We start from the raw sequence: 21,770 nt of genomic DNA on the forward strand, positions 1-21,770 counted from the left end.
GACTCGGGCAACAAATAAATTAATAATGAGTTATGACTATTCACCTACGTTTCAGCTTCATCATTACATTTTTCATTTAATTTACCCCACAATTAAGGTGAATTTATGTCATTAGCAAAACTTAGAACACATTATACAGCCGATGTTAAACCCGAAAAAGTTGACAACGGTCAGAAAATTACTTTGGCAGGCTGGGTCCATGAGGTAAGAGACCTCGGAGGGATCTGTTTTGTAGTGCTTCGAGACCGAGAAGGAAAAGCTCAGGTTACTCTCGTAAAGAAAAAGATTGACAAAGAGCTGTTTGATGCTGCAAGAAGGCTTGTACGCGAGTCAGTAATTTCAGTAACCGGCTCTGTTAAATTCGAAGAGAAAGCTCCGAACGGATACGAGCTACTTCCTGAGGAGATCACTGTCCTGAATGTTTCAAATTCTCCATTGCCAATGGATACTACTGGCAAGGTGGCGGCTGAACTGGATACCAGGCTGGACTCGCGGTTCATTGACCTCAGGCGGGCCGAGACTACTGCGGTTTTTAAGATCAGGCACCAGGCTCTCCAGGCTATCAGGGAATACTTTGTAGAAAACGGATTTATCGAAACTGCAACCCCAAAGGTCGTAGCAACTGCAACCGAAGGAGGTACTGCACTTTTCCCGATTACTTACTTTGATAGAGAAGCTTTTTTGAACCAGAGTCCTCAGCTTTTCAAACAAATCCTCATGAGCGGGGGTTTTGACAGAGTCTTTGAGATTGGCCCCATTTTCAGGGCCGAAGAGCACGATACTCGCAGGCACCTGAACGAAGCTACTTCTATTGATGTCGAGGTCAGCTTTGCAGACCACTTCGATGTAATGGAAATCCTCGAAAACCTTGTGGCTTACGTTTATGCCCAGGTTATTGAGAAGTGCAAGTCTTCCCTTGAAACACTTGAGGTTGAGCTCAAAGTTCCGAAAACTCCTTTCCTTAAGCTTACCTATGACGAAGTAATCGAGATCATAAACGCCCGCTCTGAAGAGAAAATGCACTGGGGAGATGACCTCGGCACATTTGGAGAGCATATTGTGGGCAATTACGTCTACGAGACCACAGGAGAATCTCACTATTTCATTATTGACTGGCCTACTGAGATTAAGCCTTTCTATGCCATGCCTTATGAGGACAGGCCTGAGTTCAGCAAGTCATTTGACATGATGCACCGTACAATGGAACTCTCCTCAGGAGCTCAGCGTATCCATATTCCGGATTTACTTAAGAGCCGGATAGAATCACAGGGCCTTAACCCTGATGGCTTTGAGTTCTACCTTAAAGCATTCGAATACGGAATGCCTCCACATGCAGGCTGGGGTATGGGCTGCGAACGTTTCATCATGACCATGCTCGGAACCGAGAACATCAGGGACACTGTACTCTTCCCCAGGGACAGGAGAAGACTTTCTCCCTGAAATCCCTTCTTTTTGGAGTTTAAACGTTTCCAGCTTAAACACTTCCAGTTTAAAAATTTCCAGTTTGAACACTTCCAGTTTAAAAATTTCCAGTTTAATCTCCAGTTTAGGAATTTCATAATTTTTTCAGGATTCGAACCGGAAGGGAACATAGTATGACAGAAAGAAATATATCTACCGATTCCCCGGAAAAAAGTGCAGCTGGCATCGCTGCATCTCGGATGGTAGAATCGGGAATGGTTGTGGGGCTTGGAACGGGCTCAACAGTTGCATATACAATTAAAGAACTCGGCAGGCGGGTCAGGGAAGAGGGGCTCGAAATCCTGGGCGTTGTTACCTCATACCAGTCTGAAACACTTGCCATAGAAGCCGGTATTCCTCTGGCCACCCTTGCCCAGCATCCGGAACTGGACATTGCCATTGATGGGGCAGACCAGATCGATTCAAAGCTGTACGCAATCAAAGGCGGGGGAGCGGCCCATACTCGGGAAAAAATAGTATCGGCATCTGCAAAGCGTTTTCTGGTCGTAGCTGACGAATCAAAAACGAGCACCCAGCTTGATAAGCCTGTGCCGGTTGAAGTCCTTCCCTTTGCAAAAACCCTTGTGATTAAAAAAATAAAGGAGCTGGGAGGAAAACCTGAGCTGAGGTTAGCTCTGAGAAAAGACGGGCCTGTGATAACCGACAATGGAAACTTTGTACTTGATGTAAATTTCGGCGTAATAAACGATCCTGAAGGTCTGGCCCTTCGACTATCTTCAATTCCGGGAGTTGTTGAGCATGGAATTTTTTCCAATGTGGATGAACTCTATATCGGGAAAAAAGATGGATCAGTAGAGATAGTCAGAAAGTGAAAGTAATCAGGAAACATAAACGTTTCACCTTCTTGAATCGGAATATACCCGGTATGTTTTTATAGAAGTATTATCAGTTATTTTCTGATCAAATACTGCTTCATACAAGGCAACTGATGAAATCATATTTTCAGGCTGATCTGGGGCTAAAAGCGACTATAGCCAGGACAACTTCAAATTATCAAGTAAAAAAGCTTCGATACACTTCGATACATATACTTCATTTTAAGGAGGTTTTGGTTTAGATGGAAAAAGGTGGCCAGCCAATCATAATAGTAGATCCTAGAAAAGAGCAGACAAAGGGAAAAGAAGCGCTCAGCATGAACATTGCGGCTGCAAAGGCAGTGGCCAGTATAGTCAAGAGCACACTCGGACCGAGAGGAATGGACAAGATGCTTGTCAATCCTATAGGGGATATTACAATCACAAATGACGGTGCAACCATTTTACATGATATGTCCATTGAGCACCCGGCAGCCAAGATGGTAGCCGAAGTTGCAGAGTCACTTGAAAGCTCGGCTGGGGACGGGACTACAAGTGCTGTCGTATTCACAGGCAGCCTGCTGGAAAAGGCAGAAACCCTTATTGAGAATGGAGTCCACCCGACAGTTGTTGTCAAGGGATACAGGCTTGCAGCCGAGAAGGCTGTTGAGATTCTCGAGAACCTTGCAATCTCAACTGCCGAGAACGAAAAGGAAAAGCTTTTAGAAGTTGCCAGAACCTCTATCACGGGCAAAGCTTCCGAAAAGTACGGCCGTTTGATTGCGAAACTCTGCGTGGATGCTGCGCTCTCGATTCGTGAAAGGGGAGTCGTTAACCTTAAAGACGTTATTCTTTCAAAAGATGTCGGCGGCAAGATCGAAGATACCGAGTTTGTTGAAGGCATTGTAATAGACAAAGTTGCCCTGGACAAAGAATTTCCTCTTAAAATTGTGAATCCTGCAATCGCTCTGATCGATACCTCCATGGAGATTGCCAAGACCACAAACAAAGCAAAACTTCAGATAAATGCATATGGCGATCTTGAGGGTTTTGTAAAGCAGGAAGAGGCAGCTCTATTCGAGATGGCAGACTATGTCATCAGGGCAGGGGCAAATGCGGTTTTCTGTTCAAAAGGCATGGATGACAAAATCGCAGCCTACCTGCAAAACCGGGGAATTTATGCAACCCGCAGGGTTAAGAACGATGATATGCAGCACCTTGTAGATGCCACAGGCGGCAGGCCTATCCGCAATCTCAAAGAACTGACAAAGAAAGAACTCGGACATGCCGGTCTCCTTGAACAGGACCGGGACGGCGACCAGGGTAAGACCTACCTCAGAGACTGCAAGGGTGCAAAATCCGTATCAATTGTCATCAGGGGCGGTACTGAACACATAGTTGACAACCTTGAACGCGCAATTGACGATGCCCTCAGGGTAGTAAAATGCGCCATAGAAGACGGCAGGATAGTTGCAGGCGGCGGTGCTTCCGAAATCGAAGTCGCACTCGAGCTTCGTGCATATGCCGCCAGCATAGGCGGACGTGAACAGATGGCAATCAGGACTTTTGCAGACGCCATTGAAGAAATCCCGAGGACAATTGCCAGAAACGCAGGCCTGGACACTATCAACACAATAGTGAACCTCAGGGCAAAGCACGCCGAAAACAAAAACGCAGGCCTGAACATCAATACCGGTGCTGCCGAAGACATGCTCGAAAAAGGCATTGTTGACCCTCTCAGGGTTAAGGTCAACTCTGTCAAAGCAGGTTCCGAAGCCGCAGTGATGGTGCTCCGTGTGGACGATATTCTTCGAGCCCAGAGCTCCGACATGCAGGACGTAAAACCCGAGCACAGGGCAAGCACTTATGATGGCATGGCAGCTCCTGCACTTAACATGCGCAGGTAAAGCCGGGTTTAAGTTAAAATATTTAGTAAACATAGAAAAGCTGCAGGTTTTATTCTGTGGCTTTTTTCAAAATCTTTTTTCTGAACTGATTTTTAACTTTTTTACATAGTTTTGTTCTTCAGGTTTAATTTTAAGTCCTAGACTTATAGTCCCTGATAGATTGGCAATAAGCTTGTGACATAACAATAAATATTAGGAAGTTGTCAGGTAGATAATACCCCCTGCATCTTAGAAATGCTGCCTGATTTTAATTCTATGATTTGAGAACAATATGAAAATATATATCTATAATTAGGTCAACTTGTCGATTAGGTATAAAGGCGGTGTAAGATGACTATTTCGCCAAAATAGAGGCCTAACTTATGAGATATATAGAAGAACGGACCAAAATGCAAAATCGTGTTTCTGAAATCATGCAAAGTGGACTGGAAATTGCAGACCTGTTTATAAATAAAAACTATTTAATTGATATCGGTAAATGCGACCCGATACCATTAGAGGATATTCAACGCTCTTTCTCGTATATCTCGATGTTTGAAGTTAGTAAAATTGTATATGACGTTGATGAGAACATTAACGATAAACTCGTTAGTGTTTATAGTGCATTATCGAATTTTGGAAGTTCAGCTTTACTTGTTATTTTCAGTGATAAAGAAGGTGTAAAGTTTTACCTCGGAACAAGAGATGTTAATCAACCAAATACCGCAAAAGAAATTTTGCAGAAAAGCTTGAGAGGAAATTTTCCTGGTATTGAAATAAATGAACAATCATCTTCAGAAATTGAAAGAATATTAGAGTCTCATATTCCCAGCGTATATTCTAATATGGCTGTTTCCTCCGTTTCAATTGTTCCTAGCGCAAGAGACGATGATAAGGATAAATTTGTACAGGGAATGGAGAAATTTATTGATTCTATGTCAGGTGAAAAGTACACTGCGGTATTAATCTCTTCACCATTAAGTAAAGCTGATTTGGAGAATAAGAAACGAGGATATGAAGAGCTTTATTCCACACTTTCTCAATTTTCACAGGCAAATATGACTTATGGCGAAAATAACAGCGAAGCTGTAGCTATAGGAATAAGTGATAGCTTCTCAAAATCGATAAATGAAGGCATTAGCGACACAACTGGAACAAATACGAGTACTTCCAGTGGAACAAGTAAGTCTCGGTACCATGGTCATAATTATTCTATTTTTTTCATGGGGTTTAATTCTGGTGAAAATGATGGAACAAGTACTGGGAGCTCTACCGGCTCTTCTACTGGCCATACTGACACTCGTTCTGAATCTGAGTCTACGAGCAACACAAAATCAGATACAAGGACGACTACGGAAGGAACTTCTACAAGTATAGCAATTACCAGACAGAATAAGACTGTACAGGAACTATTAGAGAAGATAGATGAGCAATTAGATAGAATCAAAAATTGCGAAGCATACGGATTATGGGACAGTGCCTGTTATTTTATTTCTGAAGATCCCGAAACATCCATTGTCGCAGCTAATACGTATAAAGCGTTGGTTGCTGGAGAAAAGACAAGTGTTGAAAATTCATTTATAAACCTGTGGAATAATGAATATGAGAATTCAGATAATAGCTTAATAATTTTGGATCATCTCCGACATGGTCTTCATCCTCAGTTTAGATATCTTCCTAATAGTGGAGAGGGCAATTACACAGAACAAACAATTACTCCAGCAAGTATGATTAGTGGTGTTGAGTTGCCTATTTTAATGGGAATTCCACACAAATCTGTAGTCGGTGTGACATCTGTTAATTCTGTTGCATTCGGAAGAAATGTGTTTGTAAAAGAGCAAAAAGATAACTCTCGAAATATTGACATCGGGGCTGTCTACCATATGGGAGAGGTATTCGAGAACAATAGAGTGAAGTTGGATTTAGAGAGTTTAACAGCACATTGCTTCATAACCGGATCAACCGGCTCAGGAAAATCAAACACAACTTACAAAATTATAGATGAATTAATCTCACAAAAAAACAATGTTAAATTCTTGGTCATTGAGCCAGCAAAAGGTGAATACAAATTAGCTTTTGGTGGTATGCCGGATATTAACATATTTACAACAAATCCAAAATATTATGACATGTTGAGTATAAATCCATTTGAGTTTAATGGAGAAATTCATGTATTAGAACATCTGGATAGACTTATAGAAATATTCAGTGCATGCTGGCCATTATATGCAGCTATGCCAGCATTTTTGAAAGCATCATTTGAGAAAGCATATATTCTTCATGGCTGGGACTTAAATCACTCTATACATATTAATCGAGGGAACGGAAAATTCCCAACATTCAAAGATATCGTTGACATCTTGCCTAAGTTGCTCAAAGAATCTAAGTTTTCCGATGAAGTAAAGGGAAATTATGTTGGATCTTTGGTGACCCGTGTTGAATCTTTAACAGATGGTCTGGTCGGACAAATTTTTTTGGGGCATGCAATCGACGATGATGTGCTATTTAATCAAAATACAATTGTTGACCTGAGCCGTATAGGATCTGTTGAAACAAAGGCATTGCTAATGGGCATGTTGGTATTAAAGTTGAGTGAGTTTAGACAATCAACGTCACTTGGCACAAACCTGCCACTTAAGCATGTAACCATACTGGAAGAAGCACATAACCTTTTGAAAAGAACCTCTGTAGACCAGGATCAAGAATCTGCAAATGTTCAGGGCAAATCCGTTGAAATGATAAGCAATTCTATTGCTGAAATGAGAACATTTGGCGAAGGCTTTATTATTGTCGACCAATCCCCAACGTCTGTAGATATATCCGCGATAAAAAATACTAATACAAAAATAATTATGAGGTTACCTGAAAGGAATGATTGTGAGGTTGCCGGTTGTTCAATTGGTCTAAGTAATGAGCAGATTATGGAATTAACTAAACTGGATAAGGGCGTTGCTGCGATATATCAAAATAACTGGTTAGAGCCCGTTTTAACAAAAATAGATAAGAGCAGTGATCTATATGAAATATCATCAACTCCGATTCAGGACAGGAAGAATAGAACGGCTTTAATAGGAGAATTACTTACTGAACTTATTCTCCAAGATGAAGATAATATCTTTAATATGTCGTGGTTCAATACAATTATTAATTCTGCAAAAGTTTCCAAGCTCGCCAAAACTGATATAAGAAATCTTCTTTTGGAATATCAGAAAAAGTTTGAGACGGAACAAAAACAATTTGCTTTTTTTGAACTCATTTTTAAACTTATGAATTGTAATGATTTGTTTAGGATGTTTGAAGATAAATTACCAAACACATCGGAATTACAAAAGCTTCCAAAAAAGTCGGAGATTGATAATCCTGCTGTTAAAGCTTGTAGAATATATGTTGATTATATCACTAAGAACTTGGATCTCTATGCAGATTTTGATGAACAAACAAGAAGAACAGTATTTATAAAACTCTTAGACTACAAGATTCAAAGTGAACCGAACAATAGTGAGAGATATAAATTTGTACATTATTGCGTCAATAAGTTGTTTTAATAATAACTATCTCAAAATATAATTATTAAGCCAAAGAGTTTACTGCAAGAATTCATCCTAAAACCAGTTTTATTCCCACATTACCAGAGTTCTAAAATTTTTTCGTAGTTATAGTCTTGCGTGATAATTCCAAATTAGAGACTTAGAGAACTCAATATGGGATTATGGAGAAGTGGCAACTATACTATTATCAGAAGGTAAGTGCATGTCTGAGATTGGAGGCCCTGAAGGCCCTGAAGGCCCTGAAAAATTTAATGTGACTGACAATAATGAAGTCGCTGAAAAAAGTAATATCGGTAAAGAATTAGACGCTTATTATACAGATGATTTTGATGATGATTTAAACGAGGATCCAGTTGATGAAGTTGACGATGATTTAAACGAGGATCCAGTTGATGATGATTTAAACGAGGATCCAGTTGATGATGATTTAAACGAGGATCCAGTTGATGATGATTTAAACGAGGATCCAGTTGATGATGATTTAAACGAGGATCCAGCTGATGATGATTTAAACGAGGATCCAGTTGATGATGATTTAAACGAGGATCCAGTTGATGATGATTTAAACGAGGATCCAGTTGATGACGATTTAAACGAGGATCCAGTTGATGACGATTTAAACGAGGATCCAGTTGATGATGATTTAAACGAGGATCCAGTTGATGATGATTTAAACGAGGATCCAGTTGATGACGATTTAAACGAGGATCCAGTTGATGATGATTTAAACGAGGATCCAGTTGATGACGATTTAAACGAGAATCCAGCTGATGATGATTTAAACGAGGATCCAGTTGATGACGATTTAAACGAGGATCCAGTTGATGATGATTTAAACGAGGATCCAGTTGATGACGATTTAAATGAGGATCCAGTTGATGATGATTTAAATGAGGATCCTGAAGAAAATAATGAGCTTAATAATGAAGTCGCTGGGAAAAGTAATGTCGGTAAAGAATTAGACACTTATTATACAGATGATTTTGATGATAATTTAAACGAGAATCCTGACGTTATTGATCCTGACGCTACTACTGATAATTTAAACGGAAATTCTGATTTAAATGAGAATGCTGACGTTATTGATTCTGACGCTACTACTGATAATTTAAACGGAAATTCTGATTTAAATGAGAATGCTGACGTTATTGATTCTGACGCGACTAATGATGATTTAAACGGAAATTCTGATTTAAATGAGAATGCTGACGTTATTGATTCTGACGCGACTAATGATGATTTAAACGGAAATTCTGATTTAAATGAGAATGCTGACGTTGTTGATCCTGACGCTACCAATGATGATTTAAACGGAAATTCTGATTTAAATGAGAATGCTGACGTTATTGATTCTGACGCTACCAATGATAATTTAAACGGAAATTCTGATTTAAATGAGAATGCTGACGTTATTGATTCTGACGCTACTAATGATGATTTAAACGGAAATTCTGATTTAAATGAGAATGCTGACGTTATTGATTCTGACGCTACTAATGATGATTTAAACGGAAATTCTGATTTAAATGAGAATGCTGACGTTGTTGATCCTGACGCGACTAATGATGATTTAAACGGAAATTCTGATGTAAACGAGAATGCTGACGTTATTGATTCTGACGCTACTAATGATGATTTAAATGAGAATGCTGACGTTGTTGATCCTGACGCTACTACTGATAATTTAAACGGAAATTCTGATTTAAATGAGAATGCTGACGTTGTTGATCCTGACGCTACAAATGATAATTTAAACGGAAATTCTGATGTAAACGAGAATGCTGACGTTATTGATTCTGACGCTACTAATGATGATTTAAATGAGAATGCTGACGTTGTTGATCCTGACGCTACAAATGATAATTTAAACGAGAATTCTGATGTTATTGATTCTGACGTTATTGATTCTGATGCTACAAATGATAATTTAAACGGAAATTCTGATGTAAACGAGAATGCTGACGTTGTTGATCCTGACGCTACTACTGATAATTTAAACGGAAATTCTGATTTAAATGAGAATGCTGACGCTACTGATACTGCTGATGATTTTGATGATTTTAATGAGGAACCTGAAGAAAATAATGAGCTTAATTATGAAGTCGCTGGAAAAAGTAACGTCGTTAAAGAATTAGACGCTTATTATGATCAAAATAGAGTGACCAAGCCTGAAGGTAAGCCTGAAGGAAATAATGATGACTTAAATGAGAACCCTGAAGGAAATAATGAGCTTAATAATGAAATCGTTGGAAGTAACATCGGGAAAGAATTAGATGCTTATTATGACCAAAATAGAGGGAATACAGAAACTAAAGCTGGTGAGACTGGGACAGATGAAGACAACGCAGATTCTAACGTTGAAGTAACTCAATCTAATTCTAACATTAAACCTAATGCAGAAACTAAAGGTAGTGAGACAGATAAAACTCGTGAAATTGGGACAGATGAAGACAACGATAAGATAAAAGCTGGTGAATCTAAGACCAAATCAGAAAACGGTAAGATAAATGTAGATATTCAACCTAATGCAGAAATTCAAGAAAAGAGATCTGAAAGTTTAGAGAAGAAATCTGATAGTAAACCTGAAAATAAGAGAGGAGATAGTAAGGGTTACCAATATCAGAGTCATAATTCACGAAAACGAGAACATAAAGAAACACTTAATAAATGGCTTGATGATCAATATGTACAGATCAAAGATGCGGCAGTAAAAGGTGATAAGCTAGCGGGAAAAAAGCTTAAGTCTTGGGACGAACAAGTCAAGAAGTGGAAAGAACAAGTCGAGAAAGGAGAAAAAGAGAAGTCAAACACTAAAAATCCAGAAAAAGAGACTGAATCTGAGATAAGTCAGAAAAAGGCTGAAGCTAACTTGGCAAAGAAGAAGTTTGAGATCGCCGAAGCTTGGAACAAACATGTCAAGAAAGAAGAAACACGTAATAAATGGATCGATGATCAATTTGTACAGATCAAAGATGCGGCAACAAAAGGTGATAAGCTAGCGGAAAAGATGCTTCAGTCTTGGAATGAACAAGTCAAGAAGGGAGAAAAACATAAGCTAAACAATGAAAAATCTGATATAAGTCAGAAAAAGGCTGAAGCTAGCTTGGCAAGGAAGAAGCTTGAGATCGCCAAAACTTGGAACAAACATGTTCATGAAGAATCTGCGATGAGACAGAAAAATGCTGAAGCTAGCTTGGCAAAGAAGAAGTTTGATATCATCCAAAAACGAGCGGCACAAGGTGATAAAAAAGCTATAGATGTACTACACGACTGGGAGAAAAGCGTTGAGAAAGAGAGGTTGGGGCCTGCCGCGAGAACAAAAGACTGGATAATTGCCACGAGAAAGAGCATCCTCGAAGAAGCCATGTCTGACAAGTCAAAACTTCCAAATAACGTCATCGGTTGGTATAAACAAGAGAAAAGTAGAATCATCAATGACCTTCAAAAGAGTGCACGAGACGGAGATACGAAAAAGCAACACATTTTAGAAGATCAAAATCTACTAGCTGATTATTTAGTCGAGAATATGCGTGAGCCACCTGGATACGATCTTGGTCACCAGCTAGGAGATAAGCTTGGAGATAAACCTGGAAGACTAGAGTTTACGGCAGATAACCGTGGACGAGGAGGTAAATTCAGGTTATAATTATATCAATATTCATTGGTCATTGGTTAAGGATTCATTTCCTTGTCCTGTTACTCTTTTTGAACCAAATTCTTTCATTTTTTATTCAAACCATTCATCTCTAAACCTTTCTCTGTTTACATGCGGATCCAATACTTGACTTTCATATTCACTCACTATCGTTTCAAAAGTTCTTCATGGATCTACGGTTAAGTGAGGACTCGTGACAACTTGTGTTAATTGTCTCAACAATTTTCAAATATTTTAATAAATAATGAGCTGGAACAGAGTATCGATTTCGTATAAAGAGGCAAAAATTTAAGGTAGGCTTCTAGTGCAAAATCAATATCTTTCAGGCAAGAAAATTCCTTGACCGATGACCAATAGTAACTGCTTTAATTCTGCTATTTACACAATTAACATTCCGTTCTTTTTATTACTCCTGCTTTTTAATAGTTTTTTATAATAGTAATTGAATAACTATCTTTTAAAATAAACATTTTTTATAATTATGTATCTACATTTAATTTCAATAAAAGAAGTGTTGGAACAAATAGACAAATTTAAGAATTATAAATTAAATTATAACTTTGTTAACACTTAGAATTAGAATTGCTTAATAGTCGATTGCTTTTAGTAAACTAGAAGGATTATTAAAATGGTTGGCAGCTACACAGATATACAAACTTATACGACTAAAAGGATACTAATTTTCTCAGCAGTATTTAATTTCTTAGCAACCGCGCTTCTTTTCTCAACTTGAGTTGCACCTTTTGGTGCTATTGTAGTAATGTAATAGCTTTTGTCAACTATTCTAGACACTCTATGAGCACACAGTCTGTGTTTACAGATGTCCTTTTGCATTAGAAATCACTGAGATACAAGGAGATTAAGAAATGGGCAATAATGACAAAGAAGAACCTCCTACTGATCAAAGAATGGTAGATGATGCGTTTTCTGAAAATATAAAAGATGATGTTTCCGATACAGTTACAAGCAACGAAGAAATGAAAGAAGAGAAATTGATACTCGATGAGCCTCTCAATGGGCCGAATGTCGAAAAGTGTACTGAAAAGGAACTCGGAAAAGCTGAAAATGTAAGCATCAGCAATGATGATATTTTGCAAAACATTACCGACCTTTCGGCTAAAATAGACTCCCTTAATCAACTCTTTTCCGAAAAAACACAGCATATGGAACATAAGGGAAAAATTATCGATCAAATGCATAAAGAGCTTCAGAAGTATAAGGATGACATTTACTCACAGGTTCTCAGAGAAGTTATTCTTGACATTATTGAAGTTAGAGATAGTATTTTGAGAATAACCGATTTTTACCTCAAGAAGCCTGAAGGAGAATGGGATATTCCCAACGAAACTTTTGCAGGATATGCTCTTGACATTCAAGATATATTAGAGAAAAATGGCGTTGAGATATACGAAAGCAGTCCTGGAGATTCTTTTTTGCCGTTGAAACAACGGGCAATTAAAAAAGTGATTACAGGAAGCAAAGAATTACATGGAAAGGTAGCCGAGTCTCTAAGCTGTGGTTATAGTTATAACGGAAAAACGATTTCTGCAGAAAAAATTGCTTTTTATTATTATGAAGAGCCAGCTGAAATAATGGCTAAGAATGGCACAGAGGTATAAAATGGCTAAATATGTATACGGTATTGACCTTGGTACAACATATTCATGTATAGCTTATGTTGATGAAAGTGGAAGGCCTAACGTTATTAAAAATTTGGAAGGAACAAATACTACTCCTTCTGTAGTTAATTTTGCAAGTACGAATCAAGTTGTTGTAGGACAAGCGGCAAAGGAGACTGCTGTTATTGACCCTAAGAATACGGTCTCGCTGGTAAAAACTTTAATGGGAAAAAGCAATTTCGCCATAAGTTATAATGGTGAAGATAAATCTCCTGAAGAAGTGTCGGCCTACATATTAAGAAAGCTCACCGGAGATGCGGCAAAGGAAATTGATGAAGAAGTAAAGGATGTAGTGATTACTTGCCCTGCTTATTTTGGTACTGCTGAAAGAATAGCGACAAAGAATGCAGGAGTTATTGCTGGTCTCAATGTGCTGGAGATTATTAGTGAACCTGTTGCTGCAGCAATTTACTATGGATGCACTAAAGAACTTGAAGAAAAAACTATTCTTGTTTACGATCTGGGTGGGGGAACTTTTGATGTTACTATCATGAGTATTGGCTCAGAAAAAATTGAGATTATATGTTCTGATGGGGACCATGACTTAGGTGGTAAGGATTGGGATGCTGCAACCATGCGTTACCTTGCAGATGAATTTGTTTCTCAAACAGGAAATAACTGTGACTTTGATGAATATGCTCAGCAAGATCTGCGTTTAAAAGCTGAAAAAGCAAAACAGCAATTGTCTGCTAGAGAAAAAACTCCTGTGGTGGTTGACGTAGCTGGAAAAAAAGCAAGAATCGATTTCTCAAGAGATAAGTTTGATGAAATTACTTCAGCATTATTAAAATCTACACTTGATAAAACTGATGCTGCTATTACTGTGGCACAGCAACGCGGTTTTAAAGTGAATGAACTTCTTTTAGTTGGCGGTTCTACAAGAATGCCACAGGTAACCAGAGCACTTGAAGATAAGTATGGTATAAAACCTAAAATTCTTGAACCGGATGAGGCTGTTGCTAAAGGAGCTGCTATTCATGCTGTTAATGTTTACATCAACAAGCAACGAAGTTATTTCAAATGGGGTGAAGACAACAAAGGCGACGTGACTTCAGATTCCGTTTCAAATCCGTCTAATAGTGTCGAACAATTATCTGTTGATCCTAAAATGATGAGCAACGATGGAAAAACGCTTTCGATTGTTGTGGCTACAACTAAAAGTTTTGCTGTAGAAGCAATTGTAAATAAGGATCTAAAATGTTGCAATATGATTCTCAAAAACGATCCTATGCCTGATGGTGCCATATCTGTGTCCCAGATATTTGGAACGAGTCGAAAGAATCAGGGAGAAGTTGAAATCGTTGTTTATGAAAGCGATTTTATGGATGAATTTTTTGAGATTGATGAAGATTATGCAATTGGTACAGTAATCTTAGAATTGCCGAACAATCTTCCCAGTGGTGCGCCGATTGAGATAACTTTAAGCCTTAATAATGAAGGCATTTTAGAAGTCACTGGTAAAGACATAACAAGCAATAAAGAGGTTCATGCAGCTATGCGGTCAAAATATATCATGAACAGCGAAGCGGTTGAAGAATTAAAAGAAAAATCAAAAAACATGGTTGTTATGTAAATACAGTTCATTGGCATCGGTTAAGGGATTTTTCCTAAAGCCATCGGTTTTGTATGAGAAATCCCCTCCACTTTTTATTCATTTTACAAAATCGAACCTCACTCCACTTCCTGATCAACTAAGGTTTTTAAGTAATTGTAAAAGTAGTGAACACGACTTATCATGATCCTCACTTAACCGATGACGAACAAATTAGCTTTGCTTCTCACAATACTCATAGACCGTAACAGATCAACTTAATTTGAAGAAAAAAGCGGATAATTTTCAAAGACCACTCAAACAATTAGCGAGTATGCCACTGGTTTGAGGGTGATGTAATTATAGATACAGAGTGGTATTTTCATGAATGAGAACTGCTATTTACTATTAGAGTTAGATTTCGACCCTCCCATAGAGGATCAGTCCATAATAAACGAAAGAATTGAAGAAAAGACTAAATTTTGGTCTAGTAATTACAATGATTTCAAAAGAGGTACAGAGTACAGACATTATCATCAAATGCTTCCAAAAATAAAAGAAATAATGAACGACCCCAGCAAGCGTAAAAAGGAAGCTGCTTCTGCTCGCAATATTGCATATGCTTTGTTAGATGAGGATCTTAAAATACTTGGCATGAATGGAGAAATTTCCGAAGATGTCGTTGTAAACATTGCAGATAAAAAAAAGATGTCTATTAATATAGTTAAAAAAAGAGCTTCTGCTCTTGGGATAAAAATTATCCCGAAGGTTGATTTTCAGATAACTTATGACAAGTATTATAAAAACAAACCTCAGAATGCTGATGAATTCGAAAGTGTAGTAGTCTATCTCAAGCCATTTAATAAAGATAATTTGTATGACTTCCTAAATCCAGGTACTATGCAGAATGTGGACAAACTGCCATGCGATAAGCTCAAACAACTAGCACAGGAAAAAAAGAAAAACGAGTTCTATAAAAATGATACTGCGAGCAGTTCCGGTAAAAAAGTCTGCGAAGCCTGTGAACTGGCTTTTAAGGACGAAAGCCGCAAAACAATTTATGATGATTATTTAGCATGGTGCAAAAGAAGAAGTATTTTAGACCATGCAAAAGAAATATCAAAGGTAGCTGATGGAAACTTGTCTTATGAACAAGGTAATTTTTACATAGGGCAGTTAACTGAGTTATTTAAGGATAGAAAATTGGCTGAAAATATTTTTATTGCCTTTTGTAAAGTTGAGAAAATAGCATATAATCCAGAATTATATAATCCAGATTCGCAGAAAAGAAGAAGAAGCGAGAAAGAAACCAATAAAGAGAAAGCAAGAGAAGAAGCTGAAAAAAAGAAAGCAAGAGAAGAGCAAGAGAGGTTACATAAACAGAAGGAAGAAGCCGAAAATAAAGAAAGGGAAAAACAAGAAAGGTCACGTAAACAGAAGGAAGAAGCCAAAAATAAAGAAAGAGAAGAACAAGAGAGGTCACGTAAACAGAAGGAAGAAGCTGAACAGGCTGAAAATAAAGAAAGGGAAGAACAAGAGAGATTACGTGGACAGAAGGATAAACCTGGAAATATAGAAGGACATGATGTACTAAAAAAGTTAGCTATCGGGGCAATTATATGTCTTCTAACGCTTGGTGGAATTGCACTGATGAGTGGGAACAATGAAAGTCAATCTGAAGTTTCAGCACCATATCAGACAGTAGGCGAGAGAGGATATAGTACGAATTCAAATATAAATGGTTCAGAACAACCAGTACACCCTGTTGCCGACTTTTGGTCAGATATAACTTCCGGAGAAGCACCATTAAAGGTACAGTTTTTTGACGAGAGCACCGACTCACCAACCTCCTGGAACTGGGACTTCGGGGATGGAGTTACTTCAACCAAGCAAAATCCAATACATACCTATACAACAGATGGAACTTACACGGTGAAAGAGACTATAACAAATGAAATAGGTGGGGATACAGAAACAAAAGAGAGTTATATCACTGTTACAGCTCCTGCAGAGGCTCTAACTGCTGTTGCTCCAGTTCCTGATTTTTCTGCATCCGTAACTTCAGGAGAAGCACCTCTTACAGTATCTTTTACTGATGAAAGCTCAGGATCTCCTACCGAATGGCAATGGAATTTTGGAGACAGTTATGATATCTTCACCGAGCATAATCCAACGCATACCTATACAAAAGCTGGAACTTATACAGTAACAGAGACTGTAACCAATGAAATAGGTGGGGATACAGAAACAAAAGAGAGTTATATCACTGTTACCGCTCCTGCAGAGGCTCTAACTGCTGTTGTTCCAGTTCCTGATTTTTCTGCATCTGTAACTTCCGGAGAAGCACCTCTTACAGTATCTTTTACTGATGAAAGCTCAGGATCTCCTACCGAATGGCAATGGAATTTTGGAGACAGTTATGATATCTTCACCGAGCATAATCCAACGCATACCTATACAAAAGCTGGAACTTATACAGTAACAGAAACTGTAACCAATGAAGCAGGTCAGGATATGGAAACAAAAACAGACTATATCACTGTTACCGCTCCTGCAGAGACTCCAACCGTTGTTGTTCCAGTTCCTGATTTTTCTGCATCTGTAACTTCCGGAGAAGCACCTCTTACAGTATCTTTTACTGATGAAAGCTCAGGATCTCCTACCGAATGGCAATGGAATTTTGGAGACAGTTATGATATCTTCACCGAGCATAATCCAACGCATACCTATACAAAAGCTGGAACTTATACAGTAACAGAGACTGTAACCAATGAAGCAGGTCAGGATATGGAAACAAAAACAGACTATATCACTGTTACAGCTCCTGAAAGTGATGACACAACATCCGATAACAAAGAAACTGATTCAGGCACTGACACAACATCCGGTGACACAAGCCTTCCCACTGAATCTGAGGTATTAACATTTGTAAATAATTATCAAGGGGTAAGCGACTTTATAGAAACTGTTTCAGGAGATTCGGAATCTTCTAATCCTACGTGGAAATGGGATATATGGCAAGATCAGTATGGAGATAGATTGATAAGCTTCTACTACTACCAAAATAATCCCAAAGGATATGACAGCACCTATTTTGACAGCGAAGGAAACATAATTTCAACAAAGGATTTGGAGTTAACATTGTTGAATAGTTACAAAGGAGCTTAAAGGGATATTCAAATTGAAATATCTCTTTTTACTTTTTTGTCTGTTCAGCAGGAAAGCTTCCAGACAGTGTTGACCTATGGTTTCAATTCTTGTTTTAATGGATTTCTTCGGGAATGAGTAAGAACATCATCACAAATAACATCATACTCAACACCCATCCACACCATCGAACTTATAGGTATGCTCAGTGAATAGGATTTGGAATCTGCAACTGTGTGAAGCCTTGTTTGAGTCAAAACAGTTGGGTGTACCCTACGGGCAAAAGCAGAAGAATTACGCATATATAATGACTTAGAGGCTATAACTTGATAAGATCAGCTATGACAAGCAGAGGGTCTGGCAAGAGCTTTCCTGGTATCATAGGGATCTGAACAGAATTAAAGGGATTCACATTTCTCCGTAAAACCGCAGGTAATCTTCCATTGCCTTTTTTGCCTGAGCAGGATACTCTTTTTTCATATATTCAATGAATTCGTCCCTTGATTGAATTTCCTTCAAAACTTCGAGCATACGGGCGGCAAATTTTCTTGATTCCATACTTCCTTTCCGAAGTTCAAAAGAAAGGCAGAGAGCCTCTTTAGGAAAATACTTTCTTCTAACCCAGGGAGATACCGAACCAAGGAGCACTCCTTCTTTTAGAATGCTGTAAGCAGGCACTCCTATAAGTTCAAGCCTGTTCTTTCCGGCCAGCTTTTCAATATTTTCGCCGGAATAGGAATGAAGCTCAATGTAAATTTCGGGTTTTAATTCTTCAATCGCCTTGATGATCTTTTTTCCTATTTCGGGATAGTAATCCGGGTTCAGGGTTGAAATGTACTTTCCGCAGTCTACAAGTGGGATCAGGGCCAGAGAACCGATTTCAGGAGGTTTGATGTCTTTCAGGAGTCCAGTTGTATCTTTCCATTCATCTCCGTGAAGGCCTGCAACAAAGAGCCTAACTGGCCTTCCGCGACCGTATATTCTCATCCCGATATATGGACACGAATCTGGCCGCGTTTCTATGCTTTCGTGCTTGCCGAAAAAAGAATCCTCGGAATTCTCTTTTTCGTTGGTCCATTTTCCTTTAGAATTCTCTATTGCTTCAGAATTCTCTATTCCGCCTGAATTCTCTATTGCTTCAGAATTCTCTATTCCGCCTGAATACTCTATTGCTTTAGAATCCTCTATTCCGCCTGAATGCTCTCTTCTGTCAGTATTCATCTGTTTTGAGGCCTCAAAACTCATTTTTTTCGGGCTGATCTTCTGTGAGCAACTCTTTATCTTCGGGTAGAGGCTTTCTCGCGACCACATAAATTTCCTGCTTTTTAGGATTGATAACCTGTTGAATTTCAAGCCCAAGGTTCTCGATTTTACTAAGTATCGGTTTTGGGTTCTTCTTTTTCGGGATTTTGATAACCTGAAGCAGCTTTCCCCCGGGTTTCAGTAGAGGCAGCACTATCGAAAGAGCTTTTATTGAGTCCTCAGGTTCCAGGGTCATATCCGAAAGAATAACATCTACGGGCTCTTCTGAGAGCAAATTCAGAGGTATGGTGAAGACATCTCCGAATGTTACTTCAACATTTTCCTTTTCGTATGCAATTTTTCCAAGTTCGCTCCTGAAGTCCTTGCTGAATTCCACGCCTTTCACATGGCCTGCAATTTCCGAGGCAAAGAGAATAAAGCCGCCTGCGCTGGAGCCAAGGTCAAGCACTTTATCTCCAGGCTTAAGAATTCCACTTTCCTCCTGAATAAGCTTGAGTTTGAAATAGCCCTGAGGCTGGTCAAGGCCCTCAGTAACTTCGATTATATCATCAGTAGACACGTCTCTGGAGGCTTTTGTTATTGCCGTGCCGTTTACCTTAACATTTCCGGCAAGGATAGCCGTCTTGGCTCGTCCCCGTGACTTGAAATGGCCCATATCTACAAGGTATGCATCCAGTCTCATGGGGCATTGTATCGGCAGAGCCTGTATATATAGATAGTATAGGTAGCAAATCGGTGAGTGTTGGAATATTCGATTATGGGGGATCCTGACAATTGTCCTGATTTTTAAAAATGAAAAAGTCATTTATGTGTTTGATTATATGCAATGTTCAAGAGCAGGGTTCAAGAGCAGGGCACATACAGAGCTTCGAAATTATTTACAGTTTCAGTATCTATTGTAAAGAAATAGATATATTTTTAAACAATAATTTTTTACTTATTTTGTAATTGAGGCTTATATTCAGGTCTTTATTTCAATATAAGGTATTTTTTCAAAAAAGGTACTTTTTAAAACGAGGTACTTTTTAAAATGAGGTACTTTTTAAAACGAGGTACTTTTTAAAACGAGGCTTTTCAACACAAGATATTTCTAACAAATTAAGTGTGTGTGCATAATGTGCTGTTTATAACATAATAACATATTATTTGTACGAGTTTATTTTATTGAACTTACTTAACTAACCTCTAATGCTTATGCTTCAGGAATGCATCTCCATCCTGCAAATCTGGTGAGATAGTGTATCAAAAAATACTTCAAAAATTTACGTCTCTGTTTCCCCTCTGGGCGGTTCTCTTATCGGCCGTTGCATATGTTTATCCTGAGTACTTTGCTCCCCATCAGGGACTTATCGTACCTTTTCTAAGCTTTATTATGCTTGGGATGGGAATCACCCTCTCGGTGGACAGCTTCCTTGCAGTATTGAAGAGACCTTCAGCAGTCATCCTGGGCACCTTGATGCAGTACACAGTTATGCCACTTGCAGCCTGGATAGTTTGCCTGGTTCTAAAGCTTCCACCTGATCTGGCTGCGGGCGTGATCCTGCTGGGCTGCTGTCCTGGCGGTACGGCTTCGAATGTGATCTCTTATCTGGCAAAAGCCGATGTGGCTCTTTCAATAGTGCTTACTTCGGTTTCTACCCTTCTCGCTTTTCTAGCAACACCTTTCCTTACCTGGGTTCTTATAGGTCAGACCGTGGAAGTCGATGTCATGGGTATGCTTGTGAGCGTTGTAAAGGTAGTAATCGTGCCTGTTGTGCTCGGGCTTGCAATCAACTACTTCTTTGAAAAAAAGATAAACGCAGTGAAGGATGTCTTTCCGGCAATCTCAGCCGCAGCCATAGTAATTATCATCGCGGTGATTATAGGGACAAACAGTGCGAACCTTGGAAAGAGCGGCCCGCTGGTACTGCTTGCAGTGATCCTGCATAATGGGCTTGGCCTTGCAGGCGGTTATGGGGTTTCAAAGGCCCTGGGGTTCAGCGAGACCGAAGCAAGGACTATTGCAATCGAGGTCGGGATGCAGAATTCCGGCCTGAGCGTCGCTCTTGCGATAAAACATTTCACAGCAACAGCCGCGCTTCCGGGTGCGATATTTAGTATCTGGCACAACCTGTCCGGAGCTTTCCTTGCAGGACACTGGTCAAAACATAGTGTATCCGTTCCTGATGAAAGTAAGGTGCCTTCCAAAAAGGGCATCCATAGTAAGAAATTGGGGTGAAATCTGGAGATTTCACAAAAAAGATGTTGGAAAGCAGGAAAAATCTGGAAAATCTATAGAGATCACCGGATTTTTCCTGTATTCATTTAATTATCTCATTTTTATCTATTTTCATGGTTTATTTTCTTCTTCTGAATTTCTTTTTTCTCTTTCATTTTTTTCCTTTATTTTTCTCTGCCAATTTATCATATTTAACAATTTTATATTCCTGTTTTATCCTGAAATTATGTTTTCAGCCTTCCAGGCCACTAAATATGGAAAAGTTTCAAAATTTTGGAAATAAGTTGACTTTTTGTTTCCTATTCAGTTGCAAGCCAGTTGGACGTAGGATTAAAAATCACCAGCTTTAGGACTAGGGTTAGTTTTAGTATCAGTAGTTTAAAATAATTATGGGAATAATTATGTTCTATAACGGGAGCAATAGGACTTGTGGACAGCTTGTAGTATGGCAAGATTACAGTTAAAAAGCAGTATCTAAACAGAATTTTGTAGTTAACTTAATCATAACGTCTATTCTGTGTGATTTTGTACTCCAATATGTATCCTATACTTATGTATCCGATACTG

The 21,770-nt window shown here is 38.8% G+C and carries 11 protein-coding genes; 9 read left to right on the plus strand and 2 right to left on the minus strand.

The window, feature by feature from the left end; translation table 11 throughout:
• Positions 1 to 105 precede the first annotated feature (105 nt).
• The 8 genes from aspS to MSVAZ_RS18905 all read left to right on the plus strand — a co-directional run bounded on the left by aspS (position 106) and on the right by MSVAZ_RS18905 (position 17,743).
• On the plus strand, positions 106 to 1,440 hold the full coding sequence (gene aspS / locus MSVAZ_RS11105) for an aspartate--tRNA(Asn) ligase (RefSeq protein WP_048120987.1): 1,335 nt from the start codon (positions 106 to 108) through the stop codon (positions 1,438 to 1,440).
• Between the two features lie 155 nt (positions 1,441 to 1,595).
• A complete protein-coding gene (rpiA, locus tag MSVAZ_RS11110; protein WP_048120989.1) occupies positions 1,596 to 2,294 on the plus strand; it encodes a ribose 5-phosphate isomerase A in 699 nt (232 codons plus the stop codon).
• Positions 2,295 to 2,539: 245 nt separating this feature from the next.
• Complete coding sequence (thsA, locus tag MSVAZ_RS11115) at positions 2,540 to 4,183, plus strand: thermosome subunit alpha (RefSeq protein ID WP_048120991.1); 1,644 nt, start codon at positions 2,540 to 2,542, stop codon at positions 4,181 to 4,183.
• A 362-nt stretch (positions 4,184 to 4,545) separates the two neighbouring features.
• Positions 4,546 to 7,707: an ATP-binding protein gene (locus MSVAZ_RS11120; protein WP_052727957.1), complete on the plus strand. Its 3,162-nt coding sequence runs from the start codon at positions 4,546 to 4,548 to the stop codon at positions 7,705 to 7,707.
• Between the two features lie 205 nt (positions 7,708 to 7,912).
• On the plus strand, positions 7,913 to 11,356 hold the full coding sequence (locus MSVAZ_RS18900) for a midas domain-containing protein (RefSeq protein ID WP_052727958.1): 3,444 nt from the start codon (positions 7,913 to 7,915) through the stop codon (positions 11,354 to 11,356).
• 875 nt (positions 11,357 to 12,231) lie between these two features.
• Positions 12,232 to 12,984, plus strand: a complete 753-nt coding sequence (grpE, locus tag MSVAZ_RS11130) for a nucleotide exchange factor GrpE (RefSeq protein WP_048120993.1) — start codon at positions 12,232 to 12,234, stop codon at positions 12,982 to 12,984.
• Between the two features lies 1 nt (position 12,985).
• Positions 12,986 to 14,617 (plus strand): Hsp70 family protein, encoded by a 1,632-nt coding sequence (locus MSVAZ_RS11135; RefSeq protein ID WP_048120995.1) that lies wholly within the window; start codon positions 12,986 to 12,988, stop codon positions 14,615 to 14,617.
• 342 nt (positions 14,618 to 14,959) lie between these two features.
• Positions 14,960 to 17,743, plus strand: a complete 2,784-nt coding sequence (locus tag MSVAZ_RS18905) for a PKD domain-containing protein (protein ID WP_052727959.1) — start codon at positions 14,960 to 14,962, stop codon at positions 17,741 to 17,743.
• A 387-nt stretch (positions 17,744 to 18,130) separates the two neighbouring features.
• Here MSVAZ_RS18905 and MSVAZ_RS21700 read toward each other — a convergent pair whose 3' ends face one another.
• Complete coding sequence (locus tag MSVAZ_RS21700) at positions 18,131 to 19,033, minus strand: DUF2119 domain-containing protein (RefSeq protein ID WP_332310017.1); 903 nt, start codon at positions 19,031 to 19,033, stop codon at positions 18,131 to 18,133.
• Positions 18,957 to 19,667, minus strand: a complete 711-nt coding sequence (locus MSVAZ_RS11150) for an SAM-dependent methyltransferase (protein ID WP_048120997.1) — start codon at positions 19,665 to 19,667, stop codon at positions 18,957 to 18,959. The genes MSVAZ_RS21700 and MSVAZ_RS11150 overlap by 77 nt, the downstream gene beginning before the upstream one ends.
• A gap of 555 nt (positions 19,668 to 20,222) precedes the next feature.
• On the opposite strand from MSVAZ_RS11150, the gene MSVAZ_RS11155 reads away from it, so the two are divergent.
• Positions 20,223 to 21,203: a bile acid:sodium symporter family protein gene (locus MSVAZ_RS11155; RefSeq protein ID WP_269746770.1), complete on the plus strand. Its 981-nt coding sequence runs from the start codon at positions 20,223 to 20,225 to the stop codon at positions 21,201 to 21,203.
• Positions 21,204 to 21,770 lie beyond the last annotated feature (567 nt).

The organism is Methanosarcina vacuolata Z-761, assembly GCF_000969905.1.
Lineage (GTDB): Archaea > Halobacteriota > Methanosarcinia > Methanosarcinales > Methanosarcinaceae > Methanosarcina > Methanosarcina vacuolata.

Excerpts from the sequence above, each read along its gene's own strand:
- MSVAZ_RS11120 (WP_052727957.1), top strand. The coding sequence starts at position 4,546 with ATGAGATATATAGAAGAACGGACCAAAATGCAAAATCGTGTTTCTGAA.
- grpE (WP_048120993.1), top strand. The coding sequence starts at position 12,232 with ATGGGCAATAATGACAAAGAAGAACCTCCTACTGATCAAAGAATGGTA.
- aspS (WP_048120987.1), top strand. The coding sequence starts at position 106 with ATGTCATTAGCAAAACTTAGAACACATTATACAGCCGATGTTAAACCC.
- MSVAZ_RS11135 (WP_048120995.1), top strand. The coding sequence starts at position 12,986 with ATGGCTAAATATGTATACGGTATTGACCTTGGTACAACATATTCATGT.
- rpiA (WP_048120989.1), top strand. The coding sequence starts at position 1,596 with ATGACAGAAAGAAATATATCTACCGATTCCCCGGAAAAAAGTGCAGCT.
- MSVAZ_RS18900 (WP_052727958.1), top strand. The coding sequence starts at position 7,913 with ATGTCTGAGATTGGAGGCCCTGAAGGCCCTGAAGGCCCTGAAAAATTT.
- thsA (WP_048120991.1), top strand. The coding sequence starts at position 2,540 with ATGGAAAAAGGTGGCCAGCCAATCATAATAGTAGATCCTAGAAAAGAG.
- MSVAZ_RS21700 (WP_332310017.1), bottom strand. The coding sequence starts at position 19,033 with ATGTGGTCGCGAGAAAGCCTCTACCCGAAGATAAAGAGTTGCTCACAG.
- MSVAZ_RS18905 (WP_052727959.1), top strand. The coding sequence starts at position 14,960 with ATGAATGAGAACTGCTATTTACTATTAGAGTTAGATTTCGACCCTCCC.
- MSVAZ_RS11150 (WP_048120997.1), bottom strand. The coding sequence starts at position 19,667 with ATGAGACTGGATGCATACCTTGTAGATATGGGCCATTTCAAGTCACGG.